23 protein-coding genes are annotated in these 23,039 nt (G+C 60.4%); 8 read left to right on the forward strand and 15 right to left on the reverse strand.

Annotated features, from left to right (window positions below; translation table 11 throughout):
• Nucleotides 1-33: 33 nt before the first annotated feature.
• Genes PMA3_RS03335 through PMA3_RS03350 form a run of 4 tightly spaced genes read right to left on the reverse strand, consistent with a single transcriptional unit; the run spans nt 34 to nt 2,770 of the window.
• The gene (locus PMA3_RS03335) at nt 34-1,332 is read right to left on the reverse strand and encodes an NAD(P)/FAD-dependent oxidoreductase (protein ID WP_064675840.1); all 1,299 of its coding nucleotides are present in this window, start codon (nt 1,330-1,332) and stop codon (nt 34-36) included.
• 60 nt (nt 1,333-1,392) lie between these two features.
• Nucleotides 1,393-1,566 (reverse strand): DUF3094 domain-containing protein, encoded by a 174-nt coding sequence (locus PMA3_RS03340; protein ID WP_064675841.1) that lies wholly within the window; start codon nt 1,564-1,566, stop codon nt 1,393-1,395.
• Nucleotides 1,567-1,619: 53 nt separating this feature from the next.
• Nucleotides 1,620-2,147, reverse strand: a complete 528-nt coding sequence (locus tag PMA3_RS03345; protein ID WP_064675842.1) for an MOSC domain-containing protein — start codon at nt 2,145-2,147, stop codon at nt 1,620-1,622.
• Nucleotides 2,144-2,770, reverse strand: coding sequence for a DUF1780 domain-containing protein (locus PMA3_RS03350; protein WP_007970534.1), 627 nt, complete (start codon nt 2,768-2,770; stop codon nt 2,144-2,146). The genes PMA3_RS03345 and PMA3_RS03350 overlap by 4 nt, the downstream gene beginning before the upstream one ends.
• Before the next feature lie 252 nt (nt 2,771-3,022).
• Between PMA3_RS03350 and PMA3_RS03355 the strand changes: the two genes are divergently transcribed.
• The 3 genes from PMA3_RS03355 to PMA3_RS03365 are packed head-to-tail and all read left to right on the forward strand — an operon-like array spanning nt 3,023 to nt 6,893.
• Nucleotides 3,023-4,390 (forward strand): aromatic acid/H+ symport family MFS transporter, encoded by a 1,368-nt coding sequence (locus PMA3_RS03355; RefSeq protein WP_064675843.1) that lies wholly within the window; start codon nt 3,023-3,025, stop codon nt 4,388-4,390.
• Complete coding sequence (locus PMA3_RS03360) at nt 4,387-5,607, forward strand: benzoate/H(+) symporter BenE family transporter (RefSeq protein ID WP_064675844.1); 1,221 nt, start codon at nt 4,387-4,389, stop codon at nt 5,605-5,607. The genes PMA3_RS03355 and PMA3_RS03360 overlap by 4 nt, the downstream gene beginning before the upstream one ends.
• 17 nt (nt 5,608-5,624) lie before the next feature.
• Nucleotides 5,625-6,893 carry an OprD family porin gene (locus PMA3_RS03365; protein WP_064675845.1) on the forward strand — a complete coding sequence of 423 codons (1,269 nt, stop codon included), beginning with the start codon at nt 5,625-5,627 and terminating at the stop codon, nt 6,891-6,893.
• 8 nt (nt 6,894-6,901) lie between these two features.
• Here the strand turns inward: PMA3_RS03365 and PMA3_RS03370 are convergent, their stop codons facing one another.
• Nucleotides 6,902-7,144, reverse strand: a complete 243-nt coding sequence (locus PMA3_RS03370) for a DUF2790 domain-containing protein (RefSeq protein ID WP_064675846.1) — start codon at nt 7,142-7,144, stop codon at nt 6,902-6,904.
• Between the two features lie 121 nt (nt 7,145-7,265).
• On the opposite strand from PMA3_RS03370, the gene PMA3_RS03375 reads away from it, so the two are divergent.
• From PMA3_RS03375 to PMA3_RS03385, 3 genes are all read left to right on the forward strand, one after another.
• The gene (locus PMA3_RS03375; RefSeq protein WP_064675847.1) at nt 7,266-8,198 is read left to right on the forward strand and encodes a LysR family transcriptional regulator; all 933 of its coding nucleotides are present in this window, start codon (nt 7,266-7,268) and stop codon (nt 8,196-8,198) included.
• Nucleotides 8,199-8,274: 76 nt separating this feature from the next.
• Nucleotides 8,275-8,964, forward strand: a complete 690-nt coding sequence (locus PMA3_RS03380) for an energy-coupling factor ABC transporter permease (protein ID WP_064675848.1) — start codon at nt 8,275-8,277, stop codon at nt 8,962-8,964.
• A 63-nt stretch (nt 8,965-9,027) separates the two neighbouring features.
• Entirely contained in the window at nt 9,028-9,243 is a 216-nt protein-coding gene (locus PMA3_RS03385; RefSeq protein WP_064675849.1) for a hypothetical protein, read from the forward strand.
• 9 nt (nt 9,244-9,252) lie between these two features.
• Here the strand turns inward: PMA3_RS03385 and yacG are convergent, their stop codons facing one another.
• Genes yacG through pilB form a run of 5 tightly spaced genes read right to left on the reverse strand, consistent with a single transcriptional unit; the run spans nt 9,253 to nt 13,864 of the window.
• Nucleotides 9,253-9,453, reverse strand: a complete 201-nt coding sequence (gene yacG, locus PMA3_RS03390; RefSeq protein ID WP_064675850.1) for a DNA gyrase inhibitor YacG — start codon at nt 9,451-9,453, stop codon at nt 9,253-9,255.
• The gene (gene coaE, locus PMA3_RS03395) at nt 9,450-10,073 is read right to left on the reverse strand and encodes a dephospho-CoA kinase (protein WP_064675851.1); all 624 of its coding nucleotides are present in this window, start codon (nt 10,071-10,073) and stop codon (nt 9,450-9,452) included. The genes yacG and coaE overlap by 4 nt, the downstream gene beginning before the upstream one ends.
• Nucleotides 10,070-10,942 (reverse strand): prepilin peptidase, encoded by an 873-nt coding sequence (locus PMA3_RS03400; protein ID WP_064675852.1) that lies wholly within the window; start codon nt 10,940-10,942, stop codon nt 10,070-10,072. The genes coaE and PMA3_RS03400 overlap by 4 nt, the downstream gene beginning before the upstream one ends.
• A gap of 1 nt (nt 10,943) precedes the next feature.
• A complete protein-coding gene (locus PMA3_RS03405) occupies nt 10,944-12,161 on the reverse strand; it encodes a type II secretion system F family protein (protein ID WP_064675853.1) in 1,218 nt (405 codons plus the stop codon).
• A 2-nt stretch (nt 12,162-12,163) separates the two neighbouring features.
• Complete coding sequence (gene pilB / locus PMA3_RS03410) at nt 12,164-13,864, reverse strand: type IV-A pilus assembly ATPase PilB (RefSeq protein ID WP_064675854.1); 1,701 nt, start codon at nt 13,862-13,864, stop codon at nt 12,164-12,166.
• A gap of 226 nt (nt 13,865-14,090) precedes the next feature.
• Between pilB and PMA3_RS03415 the strand changes: the two genes are divergently transcribed.
• A complete protein-coding gene (locus tag PMA3_RS03415; RefSeq protein WP_064675855.1) occupies nt 14,091-14,504 on the forward strand; it encodes a pilin in 414 nt (137 codons plus the stop codon).
• Between the two features lie 314 nt (nt 14,505-14,818).
• Nucleotides 14,819-15,172: a BON domain-containing protein gene (locus tag PMA3_RS03420; protein WP_064675856.1), complete on the forward strand. Its 354-nt coding sequence runs from the start codon at nt 14,819-14,821 to the stop codon at nt 15,170-15,172.
• A 285-nt stretch (nt 15,173-15,457) separates the two neighbouring features.
• Here PMA3_RS03420 and PMA3_RS03425 read toward each other — a convergent pair whose 3' ends face one another.
• The 5 genes from PMA3_RS03425 to acs form a co-directional block, all read right to left on the reverse strand.
• A complete protein-coding gene (locus PMA3_RS03425) occupies nt 15,458-15,757 on the reverse strand; it encodes a DUF2845 domain-containing protein (protein ID WP_420848612.1) in 300 nt (99 codons plus the stop codon).
• On the reverse strand, nt 15,754-18,705 hold the full coding sequence (locus tag PMA3_RS03430) for a DUF748 domain-containing protein (RefSeq protein ID WP_064675858.1): 2,952 nt from the start codon (nt 18,703-18,705) through the stop codon (nt 15,754-15,756). The genes PMA3_RS03425 and PMA3_RS03430 overlap by 4 nt, the downstream gene beginning before the upstream one ends.
• Before the next feature lie 92 nt (nt 18,706-18,797).
• Nucleotides 18,798-19,814 carry a class I SAM-dependent rRNA methyltransferase gene (locus PMA3_RS03435; RefSeq protein WP_064675859.1) on the reverse strand — a complete coding sequence of 339 codons (1,017 nt, stop codon included), beginning with the start codon at nt 19,812-19,814 and terminating at the stop codon, nt 18,798-18,800.
• Between the two features lie 152 nt (nt 19,815-19,966).
• Nucleotides 19,967-20,833 (reverse strand): oxygenase MpaB family protein, encoded by an 867-nt coding sequence (locus PMA3_RS03440; RefSeq protein WP_064675860.1) that lies wholly within the window; start codon nt 20,831-20,833, stop codon nt 19,967-19,969.
• 227 nt (nt 20,834-21,060) lie between these two features.
• Nucleotides 21,061-22,998, reverse strand: coding sequence for an acetate--CoA ligase (acs, locus tag PMA3_RS03445; RefSeq protein ID WP_064675861.1), 1,938 nt, complete (start codon nt 22,996-22,998; stop codon nt 21,061-21,063).
• Between the last annotated feature and the right edge of the window lie 41 nt (nt 22,999-23,039).

Below are 23,039 nucleotides of genomic sequence, written 5' to 3' on the forward strand. Positions count from 1 at the left end.
CGCTCCCACAGGGAACGGGCTCGGCAGGAGGTATTAGTGCAACTTCAGCCGAGGCTCGGTCCCACGCCCGATCTTGCTGCCCAGCATCAACATCGCCGTGCGGAACGCGCCATACAACGCCATCTGGTGCATGCGGTACAGCGACACATAAAACATCCGCGCCAGCCAACCTTCGAGCATCACGCTGCCGGTCAGGTTACCCATCAAGTTACCCACAGCCGAAAAACGCGACAGTGAGATCAACGACCCATAGTCGGTGTACTTGTACTCCGGCAGTGCCTTGCCTTCGATGCGCAATTTCAATGATTTGGCCAGCATCGACGCCTGTTGATGCGCAGCCTGGGCCCTTGGCGGCACGTTGCGGTCGGTGCCCGGCTGCGGGCAGGCCGCGCAGTCACCGAAGGCGAAAATATTTTCGTCACGGGTGGTTTGCAGGGTCGGCAACACTTGCAGTTGATTGATGCGGTTGGTTTCCAGGCCATCGATGTCCTTGAGAAAGCCCGGTGCGCGAATCCCGGCGGCCCAGACTTTCAGGCTGGCCTTGATCACTTTGCCATCGGCAGTGATCAGGCTGTCGGTCGTCACTTCGCTGACAGCAGCATTGGTCATCACATTGACCCCGAGTTTCTCCAGGGTTTTATGCACCGGCCCGCCAATCCGTTCCGGTAGCGCAGGCAACACCCGTGGCCCGGCTTCGATCAGGGTGATGTGCATGTTTTCCGGTTTGATCCGGTCCAGGCCATAGGCCGCCAGCTCATGGGCGGCGTTGTGCAGCTCGGCGGCCAGTTCGACCCCGGTGGCGCCGGCGCCGACGATGGCGACGCTGATCTGCTCGACCGTGTCGGTTTGCCCGGCGTGGGCGCGCAGGTAATGGTTGAGCAATTGCTGATGGAAGCGTTCGGCCTGCTTGCGGGTGTCGAGGAACAGGCAATGTTGCGCCGCGCCCTGGGTGCCGAAATCGTTGGTGGTGCTGCCAACGGCAATGACCAGCGAGTCGTAGCCCAGTTCACGGGCAGGGACCAGCTCCACGCCGGCTTCATCATAGGTTGCGGCCAGCTGGATCTTCTTCTGGGTGCGATCGAGCCCGCTCATGCGCCCCAGCTGGAACTCGAAGTGGTTCCATTTTGCCTGGGCAACATAGTTGAGTTCATCTTCGGAAGAGTTCAGGGAGCCGGCCGCCACTTCGTGCAACAGCGGCTTCCAGATGTGGGTCAGGTTCGCGTCGACCAGCATCACGCTGGCCGTACCACGTTTGCCCAGAGTCTTACCCAGACGGGTAGCCAACTCCAGACCGCCGGCGCCGCCGCCAACGATGACAATACGATGAGTCATGGGGATATCTCGCAAGGCTAAAAGAAATCGGTGCAATTACCCGAGCGAGCGCCAGGCAGCTCATAGCGTCAGGTAACTGATAAATCGGCTCAACAGGCCCAGGCCAATGGTCACTGCCAATACCACCACCAGGAGCATCCACGGCCGAAAAGGCCGGCGCTCGACACGGTGCTGGGACAGTCGCAGGTATTCTTCGACATGCTTCTGGTCTTCGGGTTTCAGGCGGCTGGTCATTTTCGGGCCTCGTCAGGTAGACGTTGCTGAATGTCTGGAAGCTACAAGCGGGTTTACCCCACGTTGAACGGAGCATAGCCGCTGTCCGGGACGGGCTCGACGCGCACCGGATCGTCCAGGCGAATGATTCCACTTTGTAACACCCGGGCGGTGATTCCGCCATGTCCGCGCACGGCCTGGAAGGTCCCGGGGCCGAGGTTGGTTTGCAGGCGGGCACAGGGCTGGCACCAGCCAGTGGTTTCGAAAATCGCCTGGCCGATCCTGAAGCGTCGGCCTTTGAGGCTGAACAGATTGATACCGCTGACGACTATATTGCGCCGCAGGTCCTGAGGTAGCACCGGGTGGTCATCCGCGCGGCCCATCAGCGAACTGATTACGGCCAGGTGCTCCCATTGAATCAGCGTCACCTGGCGCGCATTGCGTATGCCCGGTCGGGCGCGATCACCGGTCAAGCCAGCCTCGAGACGTGCTTCTACGGCATCGAGCTCGATCATGGGTGCATGACGCTCGGGCCGCACGCCGATCCAGCGAACGCGACCCTGCTGCGGCACTTCGGCAATCAATGCCTGCAATGGAGTCACAGGCTGATCCCGACGTCGAACACAATGCTGCGGCCCAGGTTGCTGCGCAGAAAATCCGGCGCATCCGGGTGCGCGAACAACACCCGGGCGAACGTAGGCCCGACCAGCGACAACGAACGCCAGCCCTGACGCAGGTATTCGGTAGGCGGCGGGAAATGACTGTTGAGGTCCAGCACTTCGCGTTTCAGGCTGGCGAAAGCAATGATGTCCAGCTCCCCCAGGTCCATGCCGCGTTCTTTGTAGTTATGCGCTTTTTTGCGCAAGGTCGGTGCCAGCCTCAGCAAGAACTCATTGGCCGGAATGCGCCTGGGCTTGGCCTCGCGACGCACCAGCTGGCTCAGGGAAAACGCGCTGCGCCGGCGTTGCAGTTCATCGCGCCACTCGTCGTTGAGTCGCCGCCCTTCGTCGAGGACGAAAAACACCTCGAAACTGGCGTCACGGAACAGCACATCCGGCGGCTCTCCGGCCGGTGCGAACTCGTCGGCGCGGTAGGGAATGTTCAGGCCCTGCAACAGGCGCTGGCACACCCAACGCTCACGCTCCCATTTGCGGGCATTGGAGAGAAACGCATTGGCTTGCTCGGCCGCGATGGTCAGCAGGCGTAAGTAATCTGAGTCATCCATAAGCCCAAGCTTAGCGTTCAAATGCGATCGCAAAGAAGACAGTTTATCGCACAAGGTCAAAAAACTGCCGGATCTGCTGCGCGACCTGCATGCAACCCACCTTATCCCGCGCCCGTTTCAGGGCATTGCACAAAACGGATAGTGATCTGCGCACAGCGGATATTGCCCCGTGCCTGGCAGCTTTACCCTCGGCTTTACGGGACGTTAGCCGCGTTAACGACGCTCTTAAAACAACAACAAGAGATAGATGCCATGCGCAAGATCGACGTACATGAGGTTATCGACAACGCACGATTCAACCGTTTTCACTGGATGGTGCTGTTCTGGTGTGCCCTGATCATCATCTTCGATGGTTACGATCTGGTGATCTACGGCGTCGTGCTGCCGATGCTGATGAAAGAGTGGGGGCTCAGTCCCTTGCAAGCGGGCGCGCTGGGCAGTTATGCACTGTTCGGCATGATGTTCGGCGCGCTGTTCTTCGGGCCGCTGTCAGACAGGATTGGCCGCAAGAAAGCCATCACGATCTGCGTGATGCTCTTCAGCGGTTTTACCGTGCTCAATGGATTTGCCCGCAACCCCACCGAGTTTGGTCTGTGCCGGTTCATTGCCGGCCTGGGGATTGGTGGGGTAATGCCCAACGTCGTGGCGCTGATGAACGAGTACGCGCCGAAGAAAATCCGCAGCACGCTGGTGGCGATCATGTTCAGCGGCTATTCGGTGGGCGGCATGTTATCGGCGGGGCTCGGCATCGTGCTGATCCCCAGTTTTGGCTGGCAATCGGTGTTCTACGTGGCGGTGCTGCCGTTGCTGTTGTTGCCGCTGATCATGTACTTCCTGCCCGAGTCGGTGGGTTTCATGCTGCGCCAGGGGCGCAATGACGAGGCGCGCACCATCCTGCAGCGGATCGATCCGGCTTACGTCGCGCAAACCGGCGATCAACTGCACATGAGCGATGCCAAGGGTACTGGCACTCCGGTGCTGCAACTGTTCCGCGAAGGCCGGGCGCTGCGTACGCTGATGCTGTGGCTGGCGTTTTTCTGCTGCCTGCTGATGGTCTACGCCTTGAGTTCCTGGCTGCCGAAACTGATGGCCAACGCCGGTTACAGCCTGGGCTCGAGCCTGTCGTTCCTGCTGGTGCTCAACTTCGGTGCCATTTTCGGTGCGGTCGGCGGCGGTGTGCTGGGGGATAAACTCAATCTGCCGCGAGTGTTGGCGGTGTTCTTCGCCGGTGCCGCCGTTTCGATCACCTTGCTGGGGTTCAACAGCCCGATGCCGGTGTTGTACCTGCTGATCGCCATTGCCGGCGCGACCACCATCGGCTCGCAGATTCTGTTGTACGCCTGCGCCGCGCAGTTCTACTCCATGACCATTCGCTCCACCGGCCTGGGCTGGGCGTCGGGCATCGGACGCAACGGCGCCATCGTCGGGCCTTTGCTGGGCGGTGCCTTGCTCGGGATCAACCTGCCGTTGCAGCTGAATTTCATGGCCTTTGCCTTGCCCGGTGCAGTGGCCGCGATAGCCATGACCGTGTTCGCCATCAGCAGCCGGCGCAGTGCCCGGCAACAGCTGCCTGCCTCCCAGCAAAAAGCGCCTGACGGGGCTGTCGGCGAGGTTTCATGAAAGCGTTCATCCAGGACTTTTCCCTGTCGGCGGCAGTCGCCGGATTTATCGCCACGGTGATTTCCTACGCAGGCCCGCTGGTGATCATCTTCCAGGCGGCCGAGACCGCGCACCTCTCGCGAGAAGTGTTGTCGTCCTGGGTCTGGGCGATTTCCATCGGCAGCGCCGTGCTCGGAATAGGCCTGAGCCTGCGTTACCGGGTACCGGTGATCATCGCGTGGTCGGCGCCGGGTTCGGCGTTGCTGGTGGCGCTGTTGCCCGGGATCTCGATGCCGGAGGCGGTGGGGGCTTACCTGGTCAGCAGCCTGATTATTTTTCTGGTCGGGGTGTCCGGGGCGTTTGACCGGATCATCGGCAAGCTGCCGGCGGCGATCGCGGCAGCGATGCTGGCCGGGATTCTGTTCAGCTTCGGCACCGGGTTGTTCGTCTCTTTGCAGGGCAAGCCGTTGCTGGTGCTGGCGATGTTTGCCACCTACCTGGTCTGCAAGCGGGTGATGCCGCGCTATGCGGTGCTGATGGTGTTGCTGGTGGGGTGTTCGCTGGCCTTTGTTGGCGGTGATCTGCGCCTTGACGCGCTGGTGATCGGTTTTGCCACGCCGGTGTGGATCACCCCGACGTTCAGCCTGAGCGCGACCCTGAACATTGCCTTGCCGCTGGTGATGGTGGCGCTGACCGGCCAGTTTGTTCCCGGCATGGCGGTGCTGCGAGCCAGCGGCTACTCGACGCCGGCCGGCCCGATCATCGCCAGCAGCGCGTTGGGCTCGGCGCTGTTGGCCCCGTTCGGGTGTCACGGGCTGAATCTGGCGGCGATCACCGCGGCCATATGCACCGGCCGCGAGGCCCATGAAAACCCCGGCAAGCGCTATGTGGCCGGGGTCGTGGGTGGCCTGTTTTACCTGGTGTTGGGGATCTTCGGTGCCACCCTGGTTTCACTGTTTTCGGCATTCCCTAGAGAACTGATCGCGGCCCTGGCCGGGCTGGCGCTGTTCGCCGCCATTGCCGGAGCGTTGGCCGGCGCCATGGCGGTGCCCAAGGATCGCGAAGCGGCACTGGTGACCTTTCTCACCACGGCGTCGGGTATGTCGTTGTTGGGGTTGTCCGCTGCATTTTGGGGGCTGATTTTCGGCATGGTCACCCACGTGCTGTTAAACGCCCGTCGTCCTGTTCCTCGCAGCGAAGCCGCTGCGGCTGAAGCACTTCAACCTGTCGATCAATAAAAACAAGAGAAAAAACGATGAAACAGATTCTCCCAACAACCGGTTCCGTGTTGTCCATGGCTGTTGTCTCGAGTTTGTCCGCCGGTGCAATGGCCGCCGAAGGTGGCTTCATCGAAGACACCACGGCGACCTTGCAAGCGCGCAATTACTATTTCAGCCGGGACTTTTCCGACATCGTCGGCGCCAACCGGCAATCGAAGGCCGAAGAGTGGGCGCAGGGCTTCATCCTCAACGTCAAGTCCGGTTACACCCAAGGCCCGGTCGGTTTTGGTGTGGATGTCATCGGCCTGCTCGGCCTCAAACTCGACAGCAGCCCGGACCGGGTCAATACCGGTTTGCTGCCGGTGCAGGATGACGGGCGCGCGGCCAATGATTACAGCCGGCTCGAAGGCGCGTTGAAGGTGCGCTACTCCAAGACCGAGCTGAAGGTGGGTGAATTGCAACCCAACGTGCCGGTACTGGTCTTCAGCGATATCCGTCTGCTGCCGCCCAGCTATCAGGGCGCAAGCATCAGCTCGAACGAGATCAATGGCTTGACCTTGCAAGGTGGCCACTTGAAGTCCACCAGCCTGCGCAACGAGGCCGGCGACGAAAAGATGCAAGCCATGCTCGGTCACGTACCACAGCGTCAGGTCAGCAGTGACGGCTTCAACTTTGCCGGCGCCGATTACGCCTTCAATGAAAAACGCACCTCGGTCAGCGCCTGGGTCGGGCAACTGGAAGATATCTACAACCAGCGCTTTCTCGGCCTCAAGCACAGCCAGCCGCTGGGTAACTGGACCCTGGGCGCCAACCTCGGTTATTACGATTCTCGCGAAGATGGCAAAAAGCTGCTGGGCAATATCGACAACCAGGCGTTCTTCTCCCTGCTGTCGGCCAAACGCGGCGGCCACACGTTTTATCTGGGTTACCAGGGCATGTTCGGCGACAGCGCCTTCCCGCGGGTCTTTGCCAATATCAGTCCGCTGGGCAACGAAGTGCCGACCTACGAGTTCGCCTACACCGATGAGCGCTCCTGGCAGGCGCGTTACGACTACGATTTCGCGGCCCTTGGCGTGCCGGGGCTGACCAGTACTGTGCGCTACATCACCGGCAGCAATGTCGATACCGGCCTGGGTTTTGAAGGCAAGGATCGCGAACGTGATCTGGATCTCGGCTATGTGCTGCAGAGCGGCAGCCTCAAGGGCCTGGGTATTCGCGTACGCAATGTGATGGCGCGTTCCAACTACCGCAGTGACATCGATGAGAACCGTTTGATCCTCAGCTATACGTGGACGCTGCTATGAAGCTGCGATCACAGATTGCTCATGCAATTACCCATCACTTGATACGTCACGCTATGGGTCTGGCCTTGATGATCGATGTAGACCATGGTCGCCGGCACAACGTCGCATGAGGTTGCGGTGTCGGTCACTGAAACCACTTGGGCGATGTCCAGCGGCTGCGCCGGGTTGTACGGGGTGGCAGCTGGCTCGTTGCCAGCGGCCATGGCCGAGGTGGCGACAAGGGTCAGAAACAGGCTGATCAGGGTTTTCATTTTTCCGTGCTCCGTGTTGATTCCGATACCGCAATTCTAGTCTTTGCCCTTGGCTGATAAAGAGGCTAGGGTCTGATTCAGCTTTACAAGAAACGTAACAATCCTTGCCCCTGGAGGGCCCATGGACCTGCTGAACAACATGCGGGTGTTCGTCCGCGTGGTGGACTGCGCAAGTTTTACCGCTGCCGCCGATGCGCTGGACCTGTCGACTGCGCAAGTGTCGCGACTGGTGGCGGATCTGGAGCAGCATGTTCAGGCTCGCTTGCTGCAACGCACTACGCGGCGGTTGAGCCTGACCGAGGCCGGTGAGCGCTTCCTGTTGCGCAGTCGACAAATACTCGAAGAAATGGAGGAGGCAACGGCAGAAGCCCGCGGTGCGCACCTCAAGCCGAGTGGGCGCCTGCGGGTGCACAGCATGAATGGCCTGGGCGTGCTGATCACGCCATTGATCGCCCGCTACAGCGAGCTTTATCCCGATGTAGTGTTCGAGTTGACCCTGTCGCAGCGCAATCCCGATCCGCTGGAGGAAGGGCACGATGTGGTGATTTCGATCGCCCACGAACTGGCCGATTCGCAATTGGTCGCCCAGTCCATCGGACAGATCTACAGCGTGCTCTGCGCCTCCCCGGCGTACCTGCAGCGGCGTGGTGTACCGCACACGCCGCTGGCGCTGAACGAGCATCAGTGCCTGCGCATGGTGGACCCCTTGTACAGCGATGAATGGGTATTCCAGGACGAGCATGGCGAACAGGCGCTCAGCCCGGCGAAAACCTTTCAGTGCAACGTCGCCGAATCGATGGTCAAGGCGTCGGAGGCCGGGATGGGGGTCAGCCTGATTCCGTTCTATACCGCGACTCGCCCCTTGAGCGATGGCACTTTGTTGCGCTTGCTGCCGGCCTGGCGCCCCCGCCAGCGCACGGTGTATGCGCTGTACCCGTCACGGCGCTTTCTCGATGCCAAGGTCCGGACCTGGGTGGACTTCCTCAAGGCCGAATTACCCAGGCTGTTCGCCGAGCACGAGGCGGTGATGGACGATCCACGGCATTGGGCCTGACGTCGAAGCGCTGACCCAGGGCGGTGTAGACTGAGGGTCTGTTCTCTTTCGGCAAGACAAGGGAGTGTGCCCTGCGATGATCGGCGCCGAGTTACTGTCACCTGAATCCCTTGCGGTAGGGTGGTTGATCTATGCGCCGGTGCTGATCTGGGCTGTCGCGCGAGCGCCGTGGGTCGAGTTGTTCAGTGACAGCCGCCGCCAGCATTTGCTGTTCGGCACGGTGTTCGCGCTGTTCATGCTGTGGCTGGTGCGACGGGACTTCGATACCGGCGTCTCCTACCACTTCATCGGCATGACCGCCGTGACCCTGTTGCTCGACTGGCCGTTGGCGATTGTCGGCGGGTTGGTCGCGCAAGCGGGGCTGGTGCTGCTCGGGCGCCAGGATCTGGCGGCGATGGGGGTCAACGGTGCGTTGCTGATTCTGCTGCCGGTGCTGGTCACCGAGTGCTGTGCGATCCTGGTGGAGCGGGCGCAGCCGCGAAATCCCTTTGTGTATATCTTCGTTTCCGGTTTTTTTGCGGCGGCGCTCTCGGCGTTGCTGTGCCTGCTGCTGGCGCTGTGGTTGCTGTGGTTCGACGAACGTTTTGCCATGCCCTATTGGCTGGAAGACTTTGTCGGTTACCTATGGCTGATCATTTTTCCCGAAGCGTTTATCAACGGCATGGTGGTCAGCGCGCTGGTGGTGTTCTGTCCCGAGTGGCTGGAGACCTTCAACCGCACGCGCTACCTTTCGGCGCCCTGGAATGACGACGATCCCAAATCTTGATCCACATCAAATCCAAAAATCGTTGACGAATCCATGCTTCGGAAAACCTTCAGGAGCATCGAAATGAGTGTCTACGAGTGGGCAAGGCAGGAGTTACGCCAGAGTGTAAATACGGCGCAAGAGGTGGGGTTTGATCCGGAGCTGAGCCTGCGCGCCTTGCTCAGTGCGGTGGTGCAGCAAAGCAAGGCGGTGCGCAGTGTCGAGGATCTGGCGGATGAGTTGCATTTTCTCGCCGAAAACCTCGATGAGGATCGCGATTACGGCTTCATACGTCCCTGATGCCCCGGATCAGTGACGCGGCTCGAAATCTTCGCTGAACATGTCGTCTTCGGCATCCGGGCTCACCGGAATCTTGTGTTCTTCCGACGCCCAGGCGCCCAGGTCGATCAGTTTGCAACGGTCCGAGCAGAATGGCCGGAATTTGCTTTCGGGGCTCCACTCGACAGGGGCGCCGCAGGTTGGGCAATCGACGGTTGGGGTTTGGCTCATGACTGGCCTCCACGCAATGTAAGGTAAAAGTGATGCAGGCGTTCGACCTCGCTGTGCAGCCAGGCGAGGTCGCGGTCATTGACCACCACATCGTCGGCATGGCTCAGGCGATCCTGGCGGCTGGACTGGGCCTTGAGGATCGCCTGGACCTGTTGTTCGCTGGTCTGGTCGCGCTGCAGGGTGCGTTCGATCTGTAGCTGTTCGGGCGCATCGATCACCAGCACCCGTTGGGTCATGGCGTACTGACCTGACTCGATCAGCAACGGCGAAACCAGAATCGCATAAGGCGATTGTGCCTTGGCCAGATGATCGGCGATTTCTTCGGCGATCAGCGGATGCAGCAGTGCTTCGAGCCAGCGGCGTTCTTCCGGCACTTCAAAGATCAGTTTGCGCAGCGCCGCGCGATCCAGCTGCCCGTCGGCTTGCAGCACGCCGGGACCGAAGTGTTCGGCGATCTTCGCCAGGGCCGGGCGCCCCGGTTCCACCACCCAACGCGCCGCATGGTCGGCGTCCACCAGGTGCACGCCCAGGTCAATGAAGTGCTGGGCAGCCGCGCTTTTGCCGCTGCCGATGCCGCCGGTCAGGCCGAGAATCCAGGGTTTTTCCACAAGGGTATTCATTTCAAACCGACAAACTGCCAATAGAAGTCGGTTATTTGACCACCCCAGAGCAAGGCAATCCAGCCGGCAATTGCCAGATAGGGGCCGAAAGGGATCGGTGTCGAGGTTTGCGCGTTGCGCATGCGCAGCCAGATCACGCCGATAACGGCGCCCACCAGGGATGACAACAGGAGGGTCAGTGGCAGGATCTGCCAGCCGCCCCAGGCGCCGAACATCGCCAACAGCTTGAAATCACCGTGGCCCATGCCGTCCTTGCCGGTGACCAGCTTGAACAGCCAGAACACCGACCACAGCGCCGTGTAGCCGGCTATCGCGCCCCACAATGCCTCCTGGAGCGGCGCGAACAGGCCGAAACTGTTGATGATCAATCCGAGCCACATCAGGGGGAGTACCAGCACATCCGGCAGCAGCTGGTGCTCTGCGTCGATCAGGCTCATGGCCAACAGGCCCCAGGTCAGGACGAGCACCATGCACGCCGGCCAACCGAACCCGAAGTGCCAGGCGATGAACGCCGACAGCAGCCCGCAAGCCAGTTCGGTCAACGGGTAGCGTTTGCTGATCGGCGTCTTGCAGCTTGAACATCGCCCTCGCAGAAATGCATAACTGAGCACTGGAATGTTTTCCCAGGCCCGAATCCGGTGGCTGCAGTGCGGGCATTGAGAGTGGGGCAGCAGCAGGTTGTAAGTCGGCAGGGGCGTGTCCTCAGGCAAGCCCAGGATGTCATGGGCCTGCAGTCGCCACTCACGCTCGAGCATTTTTGGCAGGCGCCAGATCACCACATTGAGGAAGCTGCCGACCAGCAGGCCGACCACTGCGGCAATGACGACGAAGGCCAGCGGAAAGACAGTCAGAATATCGTTCAAGGGCATGTCAGATCGCAGCGCCGAGTTGGAAGATGGGCAGGTACATCGCAACCACCAGGCCACCGACGACAACCCCCAGTACCACCATGATGAACGGTTCCATCAGGCTGGTGAGGTTATCGACCATGTTGTCCACTTCGTCCTCGTAGAAACTCGCGACCTTGTCGAGCATGTCGTCCAGCGCCCCGGACTCTTCGCCAATGGCCGTCATCTGGATCGCCATGTTCGGAAAGATGCCGGAGGAGCGCATGGAAAAATTCAGCTGCATGCCGGTCGCCACGTCCTGCCTGATGCGCAGCACGGCGCGCTTGAACACGATGTTGCCGGTGGCGCCCGCCACTGACTCCAGTGCCTCGACCAACGGCACGCCCGCGGCGAAGGTGGTCGACAGCGTACGGGCGTAACGGGCCACGGCGGACTTGTACATCAACGTGCCCACCAACGGCAGTTTCAGCAGCCAGGTATCCGTCCGGTCCCGAAAGGCTTGCGACGTCTTGAACGCGTGTCGCAGGCCGAAGAATGCCGCTATCAGCGCGCCGAGCAGCACCCACCACCATTCCTGCAAGAATTCCGAGAGGCCGATGACCATCACGGTGAAGGCTGGCAGTTCGGCGCCAAACCCCTTGAACACCGACTCGAACTGCGGCACCACCTTGACCAGCAGGATCCCGGTCACGATGATCGCGACGAACACCACGGCGAGCGGGTAAGTCATGGCTTTCTTGATCTTTGCCTTGAGGCTTTCGCTCTTTTCCTTGTAGGTCGCTACTCGCTCCAACAGGGTGTCCAGGGCGCCGGCCTGTTCGCCGGCATCGACCAGGTTGCAGTAGAGCTCATCGAAATATTGGGGTTTTTTGCGCAGCGCCGCGGCAAAGCTGTTGCCCGCCGCGACTTCCTGTTTCACCTCGTCCACCAGCTTGCGCATGGCCGGGTTATCGAAGCCTTCGCCGATGATGTCGAACGATTGCAACAGCGGCACACCGGCTTTCATCATGGTCGCCATCTGCCGGGTGAACAGGGCAATGTCATGGGCCTTGATGCGCTTGCCCAGGTTGAAAATCGAGGCGGATTTCTTGCGCACCTTGCCGGGATTGATCCCTTGTTTACGCAATTGCGCCTTGATCAGCGCCGGGTTCTGACCGCTGAGTTCGCCGGTCATTTTCGTGCCTTTCCGGTCCGTACCTTCCCAGGCATACACGCTGATTTTTGCTGCCTTGACCGCCATGTTCAGTCCTTGGTGACCCGGTTGATTTCTTCAAGGCTGGTGATGCCCTGCATGGCCTTGATCAACCCGGAAGTGCGCAGGTCGTTGAACCCGTCCTTGCGCATCTGGGTATCGATTTCCAGCGAGTTGCCCTCGGCCATGATCAGCCGTTGCAACTCGGGAGTGTTCTTCACCACTTCATAAATCCCTACGCGCCCTTTGTAACCGTTGTTGCAGTGATCGCAACCGACGGGCTCATAGATCGTGAACGAGCCGATGCGTTCCGCGGGGAAACCTTCCTTTAGTAGCGCCTCCCGGGGAATCTCGATCGGTCGCTTGCAATGGCTGCACAGTTTACGCGCCAGGCGTTGGGCGATGATCAGGCTCACCGAAGTAGCGATGTTGAAGCCCTGGATGCCCATATTGTGCAGGCGGGTCAGGGTTTCCGCAGCGCTGTTGGTGTGCAGGGTCGACAGCACAAGGTGCCCGGTCTGGGCGGCCTTGATGGCGATTTCCGCCGTTTCCAGGTCGCGGATCTCGCCGACCATGATCACGTCCGGATCCTGACGCAGAAACGAACGCAGGGCCTGGGCGAATCCCAGGCCCTGCTTGGGATTGACGTTGACCTGGTTGATGCCTTCCATGTTGATCTCCACCGGGTCTTCGGCGGTGGAAATGTTGATGTCCACGGTATTGAGGATATTCAGGCCGGTGTAGAGCGACACGGTCTTGCCCGACCCGGTGGGCCCTGTCACCAGAATCATCCCCTGTGGCTGCTTGAGTGCGGCCATGAACAAGTCTTTCTGATCGGGCTCGTAGCCGAGGGCATCGATGCCCATTTGCGCGCTGGACGGATCGAGGATCCGGATCACCACTTTCTCGCCCCACAGGGTCGGCAGGGTGTTGACCCGAAAGTCGATGGACTTGCTCTTGGACAGGCGCATCTTGATCCGCCCGTCCTGGGGCCGGCGTCGTTCGGAGATGTCGAGGCTGGCCATGACTTTCAGCCGCGAAGCGATGCGGTTGGCCAATTGAATCGGCGGCTTGGCGACTTCCCGCAGCATGCCGTCGGTGCGCATCCGCACGCGGTAGGATTTTTCGTAGGGTTCGAAGTGCAGGTCGGAGGAACCGCTTTTGATCGCATCGAGCAACATCTTGTGAACGAAGCGCACCACGGGCGCGTCATCGGTATCCTGTCCGGCGACGGCGTCCTGACGGTTGTCATCGATCGACTCGATGTCCACGCCATCGAGGTCAACGTCGGCCATGTCTTCCAGGCCGGTACTGTGGCTGTCGAAGAATTTCTCGATGGCGTCCGTGAGCTTTTCGTCTTCGACCAGAATGGCTTCGGTACTGAGCCCGGTGCTGAACTGGATGTCGTTGATGGCCTGTTGATTGGTCGGGTCGGAAACCCCCACGAACAGTTTGTTGCCGCGCCGCCACAAGGGCAGGGCGTGGTGCTGGCGGACCAGTTTCTCGCTGACCAGCCCTTTGGGTTGTGACTCTTTATCCAGGCAGTGGAGATCCAGCAGCGCCATGCCGAAATGCTCCGAGGCAATCTCGGCAACCTGACGGCTATTCACCAGTTTGTTTTGCACCAGGTAGCTGACCAGGGAAATCCGGTTGCGCTGGGCTTGCTGATACGCCTGTTGCGCGCTTTTGTCAGTGAGCAGTTCAGCCAGGACCAATTGCTTGGCCAGGCCGCTAAGGGCGATGTCATTCATGGGGATACCGGACGCAGACAATGCATGTCTTATAGCCTAGTCAAGCGGCAGAGCCAAACCCGTGGGACTGAGGTGACAATAATTGTCAGATAGTGCGGATCCTGGGGGTAGGAAAAGGCGATTGTCTGGGCTCAACCCCCCGAAAGCAGTACACGACGGATTTGGCATGGACTGTGCTGGGGCTAATTCAGATCATGAGATTTCGACTCATGCATGGAGCTTGTCTATGAATACTCAGAAAGGTTTTACGCTGATTGAGCTGTTGATCGTTGTGGCGATCATCGGGATTCTTGCGACGTTTGCGTTGCCGGCTTACTCCAAATATCAGGCGAAGGCCAAGGTCACCGCTGGCCTGGCGGAGATTTCGGCGCTGAAAATACCATTTGAAGACCTTATGAATAACGGGAACAGCCCGGCGAATGTGGCGGCAATTGGGGGGGTTAGCCCAACTCCAAACTGCACGCTGACAGCGTCTGGTACAGCCACTGATGGTACCGGGACTATTGTTTGTACGATCGTTAACGCGCCTGCACCGGTTTTAGGCAAGACGATCACGCTGACGCGCTCGACGACTGGCTGGGTTTGCACCAGCACCGCGGGCGAGGACTTCTTGCCTAAAGGTTGCACCACTGGCGTTTAACGTTTCACAAAGCTTTAGTACGCAAAGCCCCGCCCTAAACAGCGGGGTTTTTTTTGACAAACTCCTTCAAATCTCCAAAACCAAGAAAATCCCGACAATTCATGGCCTTAGGCCTGCGGCAAAACCCGCAACTTGCATGTAGATAATTTGCAAGTCATGCATTTTGCATGATTCCGAAAATTGAGTGAATTATTAAGCTGTTGATTTACAAGGATTTATTGTCTGTCTCAAACTTGGCACAGCGTTCGCAATATACCCAGTAACCCTGCTGACAAGACACGCAGCAGACTTTATGAAAAACAGGAGTTACTCGTATGAAGAAGTTCGCTATCGCTGCCGCTACTGCTACCGCGCTGACCCTGACCCTGGGCAACGTTGCATTCGCCCAGACTCAAGCCACTCAAGCGCCAATGGTGCTGGCTGCCGGTGAAGTTGCCGAAGTCAAAGAAGCTAGCTCCGATACCTGGATCACCACCAAAGTCAAAGCAGACCTGGTCACCGAAAAAGGCATTCCTGGTACTGACATCAAGGTTGAAACAAACAAAGGTGTTGTTTCCCTGTCGTCTACCGTTGCCGTGACCGACGCACAGAAAGCCACCGCCGTGGCTATCGCCAAGAAAATCAAAGGCGTCCAAGCGGTCTCCGCTGACGGCCTGAAAGCCGAGTAAGGCACGACTTCTCGCCTGAACCGGGAGAAGGCGCGGTAGACGAGCCGAGTCATACGTCTGCCGCAACTTGAGAGTTCATGCGAAAGGCCACAAGGACGTGGCCGTTACAGGCCTCGAACATTCGTGTTCGGGGCCTGTTCTATTGTGGGCGCCGCAAAACCAACTGTGGGAGCGGGCTTGCTCCGGGCGGCGTTCCGATGAAAGCGGACTGACATTCAACACCTGAGCTGAATCAAAGACCGCTTCGCGAGCAAGCCCGCTCCCACAGTTGGTCGGTGGTGAAACTCAGTTACCGCGCTTGCTGGTGATCTGCTTCAACCGATTACCTTCAAACCGCAAGTACTGGTACATCCCGCCGTTTGGCCCGTAGGTCCATTCCTCGACCTGGAACTCTTCCCGTCGGTCGACACTGCGTTTGTAGCCCAGCACATCGCGGCTGACCGGTTCGCCGCATTTCTGCAGCACCTCGCCAGACCTGTCCCCGACACTGATCAGTTGACTGCCGCAGCGCAGGGTATCCGCGGCCGACGCTTGACTCGCAGCCAGCGCGAGGGTCAGGCCTGTCAGCCATGGCCTGAGCATCATTCGGCATCCAGATGCAGCGGGGTGATCACCCGGCCGTCGCTTTCCGCCTGACCCAGGCTGGCGTCGACGAAGTACACGCGCTCGTCGGCCAACTGAGCCTTGTCGACCAGGTAGTCCTTGATGCTGCTGGCGCGATCCTGCCCCAGCTGCCGTAACAACACGTCGCTGGAACTCCAGAAGTTGATCACGCCCTCGCGCATCTTCGCGGTGCGTTCTTCCTTGCCCAGATCCTTCCATTCGGCGGGGGGCTGAGTCTTCAGGCGGGTGCGGTAAATGCCCTCCAGCAGCGGTCCTTTCTCGCTGTCCGGTACTTCCACCAGCGCGGCGTTGGCCGGCACCTTGTCACCACGGCGCTGCAGCATTTTGTAGTAGTTGTACTTGTATTCCCGTTCCAGGCGTTGCTCGGCAATCAGCGGGCCATCACTGCTTTGCGCTGCAGTCCCCTCGATCTCCAGGCGCAGGGCCGGACGTTCCTTGAGCGCCTGGGACAGTTTGATCAACGAATCCTCGGCTTCCTTGCTCAGGTCGCTGGAACCCGGCGCAAACGAGACCGTGCCCAGATCTTGCGAACCACCGCCACTGACCAGGCCACCAATCATCTTGAATGGCGCAGCGGCAGCCTTGACGACCAGGTTGCGCAGGGTCTGCCAGATGATAGGCATGACGCTGAACTGCGGGTTGTTCAGGTCACCGGTCACCGGCAGCTCGATGGAAATCTTGCCGTCCACGTCTTTCAGCAAGGCGATGGCGAGTTTCAATGGCAGGCTTACCGCATCCGGACTGTCGACTTTTTCGCCCAGTTGCAGCTGTTCGACCACCACCTTGTTTTCGGCCTTCAGCTGGCCTTTGGTGATCATGTAGTGCAGGTCGAGATTGAGCCGGCCCTTGCGGATGCGGTAGCCCGCGAATTTGCCGGAGTAGGGCGTCAGGGTCGTCAGTTCCACCCGTTTGAAACTGGTGGCGATGTCGAGACTGGCCATCGGGTCGAACGGGTTGACCGAACCCTTGATGGTCACCGGCGCATAGCGGTCGACCTTGCCTTTGATGTCGACACTGGCCGGTTTCGCCTGGCGACTGTCGATGGTGCCGATCTGTCCATTGAGCTGTTGAACGGCCGTGGCGAAGTTCGGCGTCAGGCTGAAGTCGGCGAAGTTGGCCGAGCCGTCATTGATGGCAATGCCGCCAATGTGGATGCCCAGTGGTTTGTCCTTGGCGGCGGGTTTGGCCGCGGCCGTCTTGGCAGTGGCTTCAGGCGGTTGCGGGATCAGCAGGTCATCGACGTTAGTGGTGCGATCGTCGTTGATCATGAAACGCGCATAGGGCTGGAACAGGTTGACCTTGTCGATCGACAGCCTGTCGCCGTGCTGATAGTTCAGGCCTTCGAGCACCAGTTGCTGCCACTTGAGGAAGTCGCGGGTTTTCAGGGTGTCGAGGGTGTGTAGCTGATCGACCTGAGCGCGGCCAGTGACGCTGAACGCCAGCGGCTCGGTGCTTTTCAGATCGACTGCCAGATCACTGCCGAGCATGCCACTGCGCAGTTCGAGGCGAATGAACGGGTTGATATAGGACTGCGCGACCCGCAGGTCGATGTCCTTGGTGTGCACGTTCAGTCTGGCGCTGACCGGGGCCAGGTTGACCTCCCCGTCCGCCAGAAGCTTGCCTTGCTTGCCCACGCCCGTATCGACCTTGAGGTTGAAGGGCGAGCCGTTGAGGCTGTCGAAATTCTGCAAGTCCAGGTTCAGCGGGCCCACGTCCAGCGCCACGGGCGGTTGCGCCTTGCGGTCAGCCAGATGCACCTGGTAGTCGCGCAGCTGGACATCCTTGAGCAGCACTTGCCAGGGTTTGCTCGCTGGCGCCGGTTCGGGTTTCGGGGAATCGGCGGCCGCCGGGGTGCTAGCGGGTTCGGCGTTGGCCTTGGTGGCCGCTTTGGACGGCTGGCTGGCAAACAGCTTCTGCCAATCCAGTTGTCCATCGGCCTCAAGGGCGGCCCAGGTTTCCAGTTTCTGGCTGCGGATCTTGCCGACCACTACTTGTTGCCTGGCCAGGTCCACTGTGGTTTCGCTGATGTCCAGGCGCGCCAGTTTCGCCAGCGGTCGGCCGTCCGGAGCCTTGATGGCGAAGGGCGCAACATTGACTGCGACGTTACTCAGCAGCAGCTCGGTTTCCTTGGACAAGTTCAGCTTGTAGTCGGTGCTGAGGTTGAGGACGCCCTCTTCGAGCACCAGTGGCACTGCGTCGCGCACATAGGGCCAAAAGGATTTCATCTTGCCATCGGTGATTTTCAGCTTACCTTCGGAGGCAAGCGGGATCAGGCTGAAGTTGCCGGTCCAGTCGAGCTGTCCACCTCCCGGGCCGACGGCCATCAAGGTCATGTCGGCACTGTCTTCGGGCAGGGTGCTGAGGTTCTTCAGTTCGAAATCGAGCTTGTCGTAGAGGAACTCGATGGGTTCGCTGGGGCGTGCATCCTGGAAGTGCACGTAGCCGCGGGCCAGTTTGACGCGCTCGACCCGCAGGGGGAACGGTTTGGCATCCGGATCGGCCGGAGTCGGCTCGCTGGCGGGCAGTTTGAACAATCCCAGCAGGTTGAGCTTGCCGTCCTTGCCGAAGAGGATTTCGGTCTTGGGTTTGTCCAGCTCGATATCAGACAGGTGCAGCGCCTTGGTCCAGAGGCTGTCGATCTGCAGATTGGCGTACAGGCGCTCGAAGCCGACCTGTTCCTTGCCCGGCTCACCAATGACAAGGCCCCAGAGGGTGACTTCAAGGCTGAACGGGTTGAGTTCGATTCGCTGGATCGTGGCGGGCGTCGTGGCATAGTTGGCCAACTGCTGGTTGGCCACTCGCAACGCGATACCCGGCAAAATCAGAAACCCCAGCAGGCTGTAGAGGGCCAGCGCGGTCAACAGAGCGCCAATGGCGCGAATCAATCCTTTGGGCATGTGCGGCTTCATTTGTCTGAATCGGAGTGCCTTGGAGTATGGCACGCGATTCTGGTTCCGAAGTCACTGCGCTTTCAGGATTTGTTTTACGTTATTGCTGAATCTCAGAGTTGCAGGATCAGCGTTTTCAGCGGCGGCTGTTGGTCCATGGACGGGAAATCGCCGCCCGGTTTCATCACTGTCCACTCCCGCACCGGACGCCCGGCTTTCTCGGCGCAGCGCAAAACCTGGTCGCGCCAGTCGTCCATGCTGACTTTTGCCAGGTTGTTGCAGCAGATCAGCACGCCATCGTCGGCGGTGGTCAGCAACGCCGGTTTCAGCAGGCTCTGGTAGTCGCGCAGCAGGTCGACGGTGCCGAATGCGCTCTTGGCCCAGGCTGGCGGATCCAGGAGCACCAGATCGTACTGGCGCGATTCCAGGCGCGGATAGCTCGGCAGCTTGTGCCCGCGACGCTGGCTGACGGGCAGGCCGGCCAACTGGCGGATCGCCGGGAAATAATCGGACTGGATGAACTGCATGCCTGGCAGCTGCGGATTGAGCAGGCCATTCTCGCGCCCGACCGCCAGGTTGCCTTCGGCAAAGTCCAGGTTGCACACCTCGCGGGCGCCACCGGCTGCGGCGCTCAAACCGACGCCGCAGGTATAGGCGAACAGGTTCAGCACCGTTTTGTCCTGGCTGTGCGCCTTGACCCAGCCTCGGGTGTTGCGCAGGTCGAGGAACAGCAGGGGGTCCTGGCCTGCATGGCGACCGCGAACCCTGTAGTTCAGGCCCCATTCATGGCCGATCAGGTCTTGCAGGGCGGCTTCATCGGCGCGATAGACCGTGTCTTCGCGGTCGATGCGCGAGTTGCCCCGGGAGCGGTCGTTGTACACCAGCAGGGTCTCGAGGCCGAGGTGCTGATTGACGGTGTCGTGCAGTTGCAGCAGGGCATCGCGCTCCAGGGCCTGGTGGAAGCTTTGCACCAGCAGTTGCGGGCCATAGCGGTCGATGGTCAGGCCGCCTGCGCCTTCCTGGCTGCCATGGAACAGCCGGTAGCAATCGGTACCTTGCCGGTGCAGCTCGGCGAGCAGGTCCTGGCGACGATCGAGGGCGGCGCGCAGCGCCTGAATCAAGGAAGACATGCTGGGCGCCTTGCAGGAGGGAATTTGGGCGCGGGAGTTTAACAGTTATAGGGAAGAAGAACCTGTAGGAGCGAGGCTTGCCCGCGAAGGGGCCGATACAGCCAACCCATATCCTGCGGCTGGAATAATGTCTTCGCGAGCAAGCTTCGCTCCTACAGGCCCATCCGTCGCCTGGCCCGTTGCACCGATCCATTACGCACCGCCCAGCGCAACATCGGCGCGCTGCGGTTGACGCTGGCGCGGATCAACTTGCGTTGCAGCGGGCCCTGGTTCACGCCCAGCATGTCGCTGGCCCAATCTGGCAGCAGGTCAATCCCGGCCTGCATCATCAAACCGCCGAAAGGCTTGGCCAGGCGGCTGGGGGCGGGGGCGTCCAGCAGCAGGCGCAACACTTCCCGACTGCGCTCGTCGCACAGCAGGTGAGGGCGCATTTGCTCAAGGTAGTCGGCAATGGCCTGGCGTGACCGGGGCACATCACGTGCCCCCAGGCGCTCTGCAACCATGGCGATTTCGGCGTAGTAGCGATCCTGATCCGCCAGGGACAGCGTGGGATTGCGGTAACGCAGGTGCGCGGCGAGGAAATTGCTGACCTCGGCTACATGGACCCAGGTCAGCAGCTCGGGGTCGCTGGCGGCATAAGGCCGGCCATCAGGTGCCGTGCCGGTCACTTGCAGGTGGATGGTGCGGACTTTCTCGATCAGCCAGTCGGCGTCCTTTCGCGAACCGAACGTGGTGCCGGAAATGAATTGCCCGGTGCGCCGCAAGCGGCCGAGCATGTCCTGGCGAAAATTCGAATGATCCCAGACGCCGGCCAGGGCCAGTGGGTGCAGGGCTTGCAGCATCAGGGCGCTGATGCCGCCGATCAGCATGCTGCTGAAGTCGCCATGCACTTGCCAGCTCACCGAATCGGGTCCGAACAGGCCGGGATCGCCCTTGGGGTTTTCCAGGTCGAGCTTGCCCAGGGACAGACCGGTCAGGCTCATGATCTGGGTTTCGATGCGGCTGCGGATGAATTCCATGGCGACTCTGTGGTGGAAAAAGGGGGACATGACCTTGGCTCAATGTCCCCTCCCTGTAGGAGCGAGCTTGCTCGCGATGGACGTTAACGATAACGCGTGTTGTCTGGATAACCGCGGCGCACTTGAGTCCATCGCGAGCAAGCTCGCTCCTACAGGGGGGGGCGGCATATGGCCTCGGTCATACTGCGATAAGGCCCAGGGAGCGATCCCATGGGGCCGTGTACACCTTACTGATTCAGGCGTTTATCGACCAGGTCCTGGACCACGCCGGGATCAGCCAGGGTCGAAGTATCGCCCAAGGAGTCCAGCTCGTTGCAGGCGATCTTGCGCAGAATCCGCCGCATGATCTTGCCCGAACGTGTTTTCGGCAATGCCGGGGCCCACTGGATCAAGTCCGGTTTGGCGAAACTGCCGATTTCCTCGCCGACATGCGCCAGCAGTGCTTTTTTCAGTTCGTCGTTGGCCTCGGTGCCGTTCATGGGGGTGACGAAGGCATAGATGCCCTGGCCCTTGATGTCGTGGGGATAACCGACCACCGCCGCTTCGGCAATGCTGTCATGCAGCACCAGGGCGCTTTCCACTTCGGCGGTACCGATGCGGTGTCCGGACACATTGATCACGTCGTCGATACGTCCGGTGATCCAGTAGTCGCCGTCTTCGTCGCGCCGCGCGCCGTCGCCGGTGAAGTAATAGCCGGGGTAAGGCTTGAAGTAAGTGTCGACCATCCGTTGCGGGTCGCCGTAGACACTGCGGATCTGCGCCGGCCAGCTGGATTTGATCGCCAGCACGCCACTGCCGGCGCCCTTGATCTCCTTGCCCGCTTCATCCAGCAACACCGGCTGCACGCCGAACATCGGTTGCGTGGCGCAGCCGGGTTTGATGCGCTGGGCGCTGACCAGGGGGCTGAGCATGATGCCGCCCGTTTCGGTCTGCCACCAGGTGTCGACGATCGGGCAACGCTGCTCGCCGACGGTATTGAAGTACCATTCCCAGGCTTCCGGGTTGATCGGCTCACCGACACTGCCGAGCAATCGGAGGCTCGCCCGGGACGTTTCCTTCAAGGGTTCGAGGCCTTCGCGCATCAACGAGCGCAGGGCGGTCGGTGCGGTGTAGAAAATGTTCACGTGGTGCTTGTCGATGACTTGCCAGAAACGCGAGCTGCTTGGATAACTTGGCACGCCTTCGAAGATCAGCGTGGTGGCGCCGTTGGCCAGCGGGCCGTAGACGATATAGCTGTGGCCGGTGACCCAGCCGACATCGGCGGTGCACCAGAACACTTCGTCGTCGCGGTAGTCGAGCACGTACTTGAAGGTCATTGCCGCCTGCAGCAGATAGCCACCGGTGGTGTGCAGTACGCCCTTGGGTTTGCCTGTGCTACCGGAGGTGTAAAGAATGAACAGCGGGTCTTCGGCGTCCATCGGCTCAGGCGGGCAATCATCGCTGACGTCGCGCAGCGCCTGGTGGTACCAGAGATCGCGACCTTCGACCCAGTCAACCTCGCCCTGGGTGCGCTCGACCACAATGACCGTGCTGACGTTCGGGCAACTTTGCAGCGCCTTGTCGACCTTCTGCTTGAGCGGCACGACTTTGCCGCCGCGCACACCTTCATCGGCGGTGATCACGGTGCGGCAGTCGGCGTCGAGAATCCGGTCGCGCACAGAGTCCGGGGAAAAACCACCAAACACCACCGAATGCACCGCACCGATCCGCGTGCAGGCGAGCATGGCATAGGCCGCTTCGGGGATCATGGGCAGGTAGATGCACACCCGATCGCCTTTCTTCACGCCACGGCTTTTGAGCACGTTGGCCAGGCGACAGACGTGGTGGTGCAGTTTTTTGTAGGTAATCTGTGCGGATTCAGCGGGGTCGTCGCCTTCCCAGATGATTGCGGTCTGATCGCCGCGCTTTTCCAGATGGCGGTCGATGCAGTTGTAACTGACGTTCAGCTTCCCGCCGGCGAACCAGCTGGCCTCACCGGTTTTCAGGTTATAGCGCTGGACGGTATCCCATGGGGTACTCCAGTCGAGAAAGCGTTTGGCTTGTTCAGCCCAGAAGTCGCTCGGGTGCTCGATGGATTGACGGTACAGGCGCCGGTAGTCGTCTTGACTTAATTGAGCAGCCCGGCGGACGGCATCGGCGTGGGGGAACGTGCTGATATCGAACATGACGGTTCCTTATTCTTGTTTTGAGACAAGAGGGGAGCTAC

Source organism: Pseudomonas silesiensis (assembly GCF_001661075.1).
Lineage (GTDB): Bacteria > Pseudomonadota > Gammaproteobacteria > Pseudomonadales > Pseudomonadaceae > Aquipseudomonas > Aquipseudomonas silesiensis.

Excerpts from the sequence above, each read along its gene's own strand:
- PMA3_RS03440 (WP_064675860.1), bottom strand. The coding sequence starts at position 20,833 with ATGGAATTCATCCGCAGCCGCATCGAAACCCAGATCATGAGCCTGACC.
- PMA3_RS03355 (WP_064675843.1), top strand. The coding sequence starts at position 3,023 with ATGCGCAAGATCGACGTACATGAGGTTATCGACAACGCACGATTCAAC.
- PMA3_RS03370 (WP_064675846.1), bottom strand. The coding sequence starts at position 7,144 with ATGAAAACCCTGATCAGCCTGTTTCTGACCCTTGTCGCCACCTCGGCC.
- PMA3_RS03425 (WP_420848612.1), bottom strand. The coding sequence starts at position 15,757 with ATGATGCTCAGGCCATGGCTGACAGGCCTGACCCTCGCGCTGGCTGCG.
- PMA3_RS03335 (WP_064675840.1), bottom strand. The coding sequence starts at position 1,332 with ATGACTCATCGTATTGTCATCGTTGGCGGCGGCGCCGGCGGTCTGGAG.
- PMA3_RS03385 (WP_064675849.1), top strand. The coding sequence starts at position 9,028 with ATGAGTGTCTACGAGTGGGCAAGGCAGGAGTTACGCCAGAGTGTAAAT.
- pilB (WP_064675854.1), bottom strand. The coding sequence starts at position 13,864 with ATGAATGACATCGCCCTTAGCGGCCTGGCCAAGCAATTGGTCCTGGCT.
- PMA3_RS03360 (WP_064675844.1), top strand. The coding sequence starts at position 4,387 with ATGAAAGCGTTCATCCAGGACTTTTCCCTGTCGGCGGCAGTCGCCGGA.
- PMA3_RS03350 (WP_007970534.1), bottom strand. The coding sequence starts at position 2,770 with ATGGATGACTCAGATTACTTACGCCTGCTGACCATCGCGGCCGAGCAA.
- acs (WP_064675861.1), bottom strand. The coding sequence starts at position 22,998 with ATGTTCGATATCAGCACGTTCCCCCACGCCGATGCCGTCCGCCGGGCT.
- PMA3_RS03415 (WP_064675855.1), top strand. The coding sequence starts at position 14,091 with ATGAATACTCAGAAAGGTTTTACGCTGATTGAGCTGTTGATCGTTGTG.
- PMA3_RS03375 (WP_064675847.1), top strand. The coding sequence starts at position 7,266 with ATGGACCTGCTGAACAACATGCGGGTGTTCGTCCGCGTGGTGGACTGC.
- PMA3_RS03405 (WP_064675853.1), bottom strand. The coding sequence starts at position 12,161 with ATGGCGGTCAAGGCAGCAAAAATCAGCGTGTATGCCTGGGAAGGTACG.
- yacG (WP_064675850.1), bottom strand. The coding sequence starts at position 9,453 with ATGAGCCAAACCCCAACCGTCGATTGCCCAACCTGCGGCGCCCCTGTC.
- PMA3_RS03380 (WP_064675848.1), top strand. The coding sequence starts at position 8,275 with ATGATCGGCGCCGAGTTACTGTCACCTGAATCCCTTGCGGTAGGGTGG.
- PMA3_RS03365 (WP_064675845.1), top strand. The coding sequence starts at position 5,625 with ATGAAACAGATTCTCCCAACAACCGGTTCCGTGTTGTCCATGGCTGTT.
- coaE (WP_064675851.1), bottom strand. The coding sequence starts at position 10,073 with ATGAATACCCTTGTGGAAAAACCCTGGATTCTCGGCCTGACCGGCGGC.
- PMA3_RS03340 (WP_064675841.1), bottom strand. The coding sequence starts at position 1,566 with ATGACCAGCCGCCTGAAACCCGAAGACCAGAAGCATGTCGAAGAATAC.
- PMA3_RS03400 (WP_064675852.1), bottom strand. The coding sequence starts at position 10,942 with ATGCCCTTGAACGATATTCTGACTGTCTTTCCGCTGGCCTTCGTCGTC.
- PMA3_RS03435 (WP_064675859.1), bottom strand. The coding sequence starts at position 19,814 with ATGTCTTCCTTGATTCAGGCGCTGCGCGCCGCCCTCGATCGTCGCCAG.
- PMA3_RS03420 (WP_064675856.1), top strand. The coding sequence starts at position 14,819 with ATGAAGAAGTTCGCTATCGCTGCCGCTACTGCTACCGCGCTGACCCTG.
- PMA3_RS03430 (WP_064675858.1), bottom strand. The coding sequence starts at position 18,705 with ATGAAGCCGCACATGCCCAAAGGATTGATTCGCGCCATTGGCGCTCTG.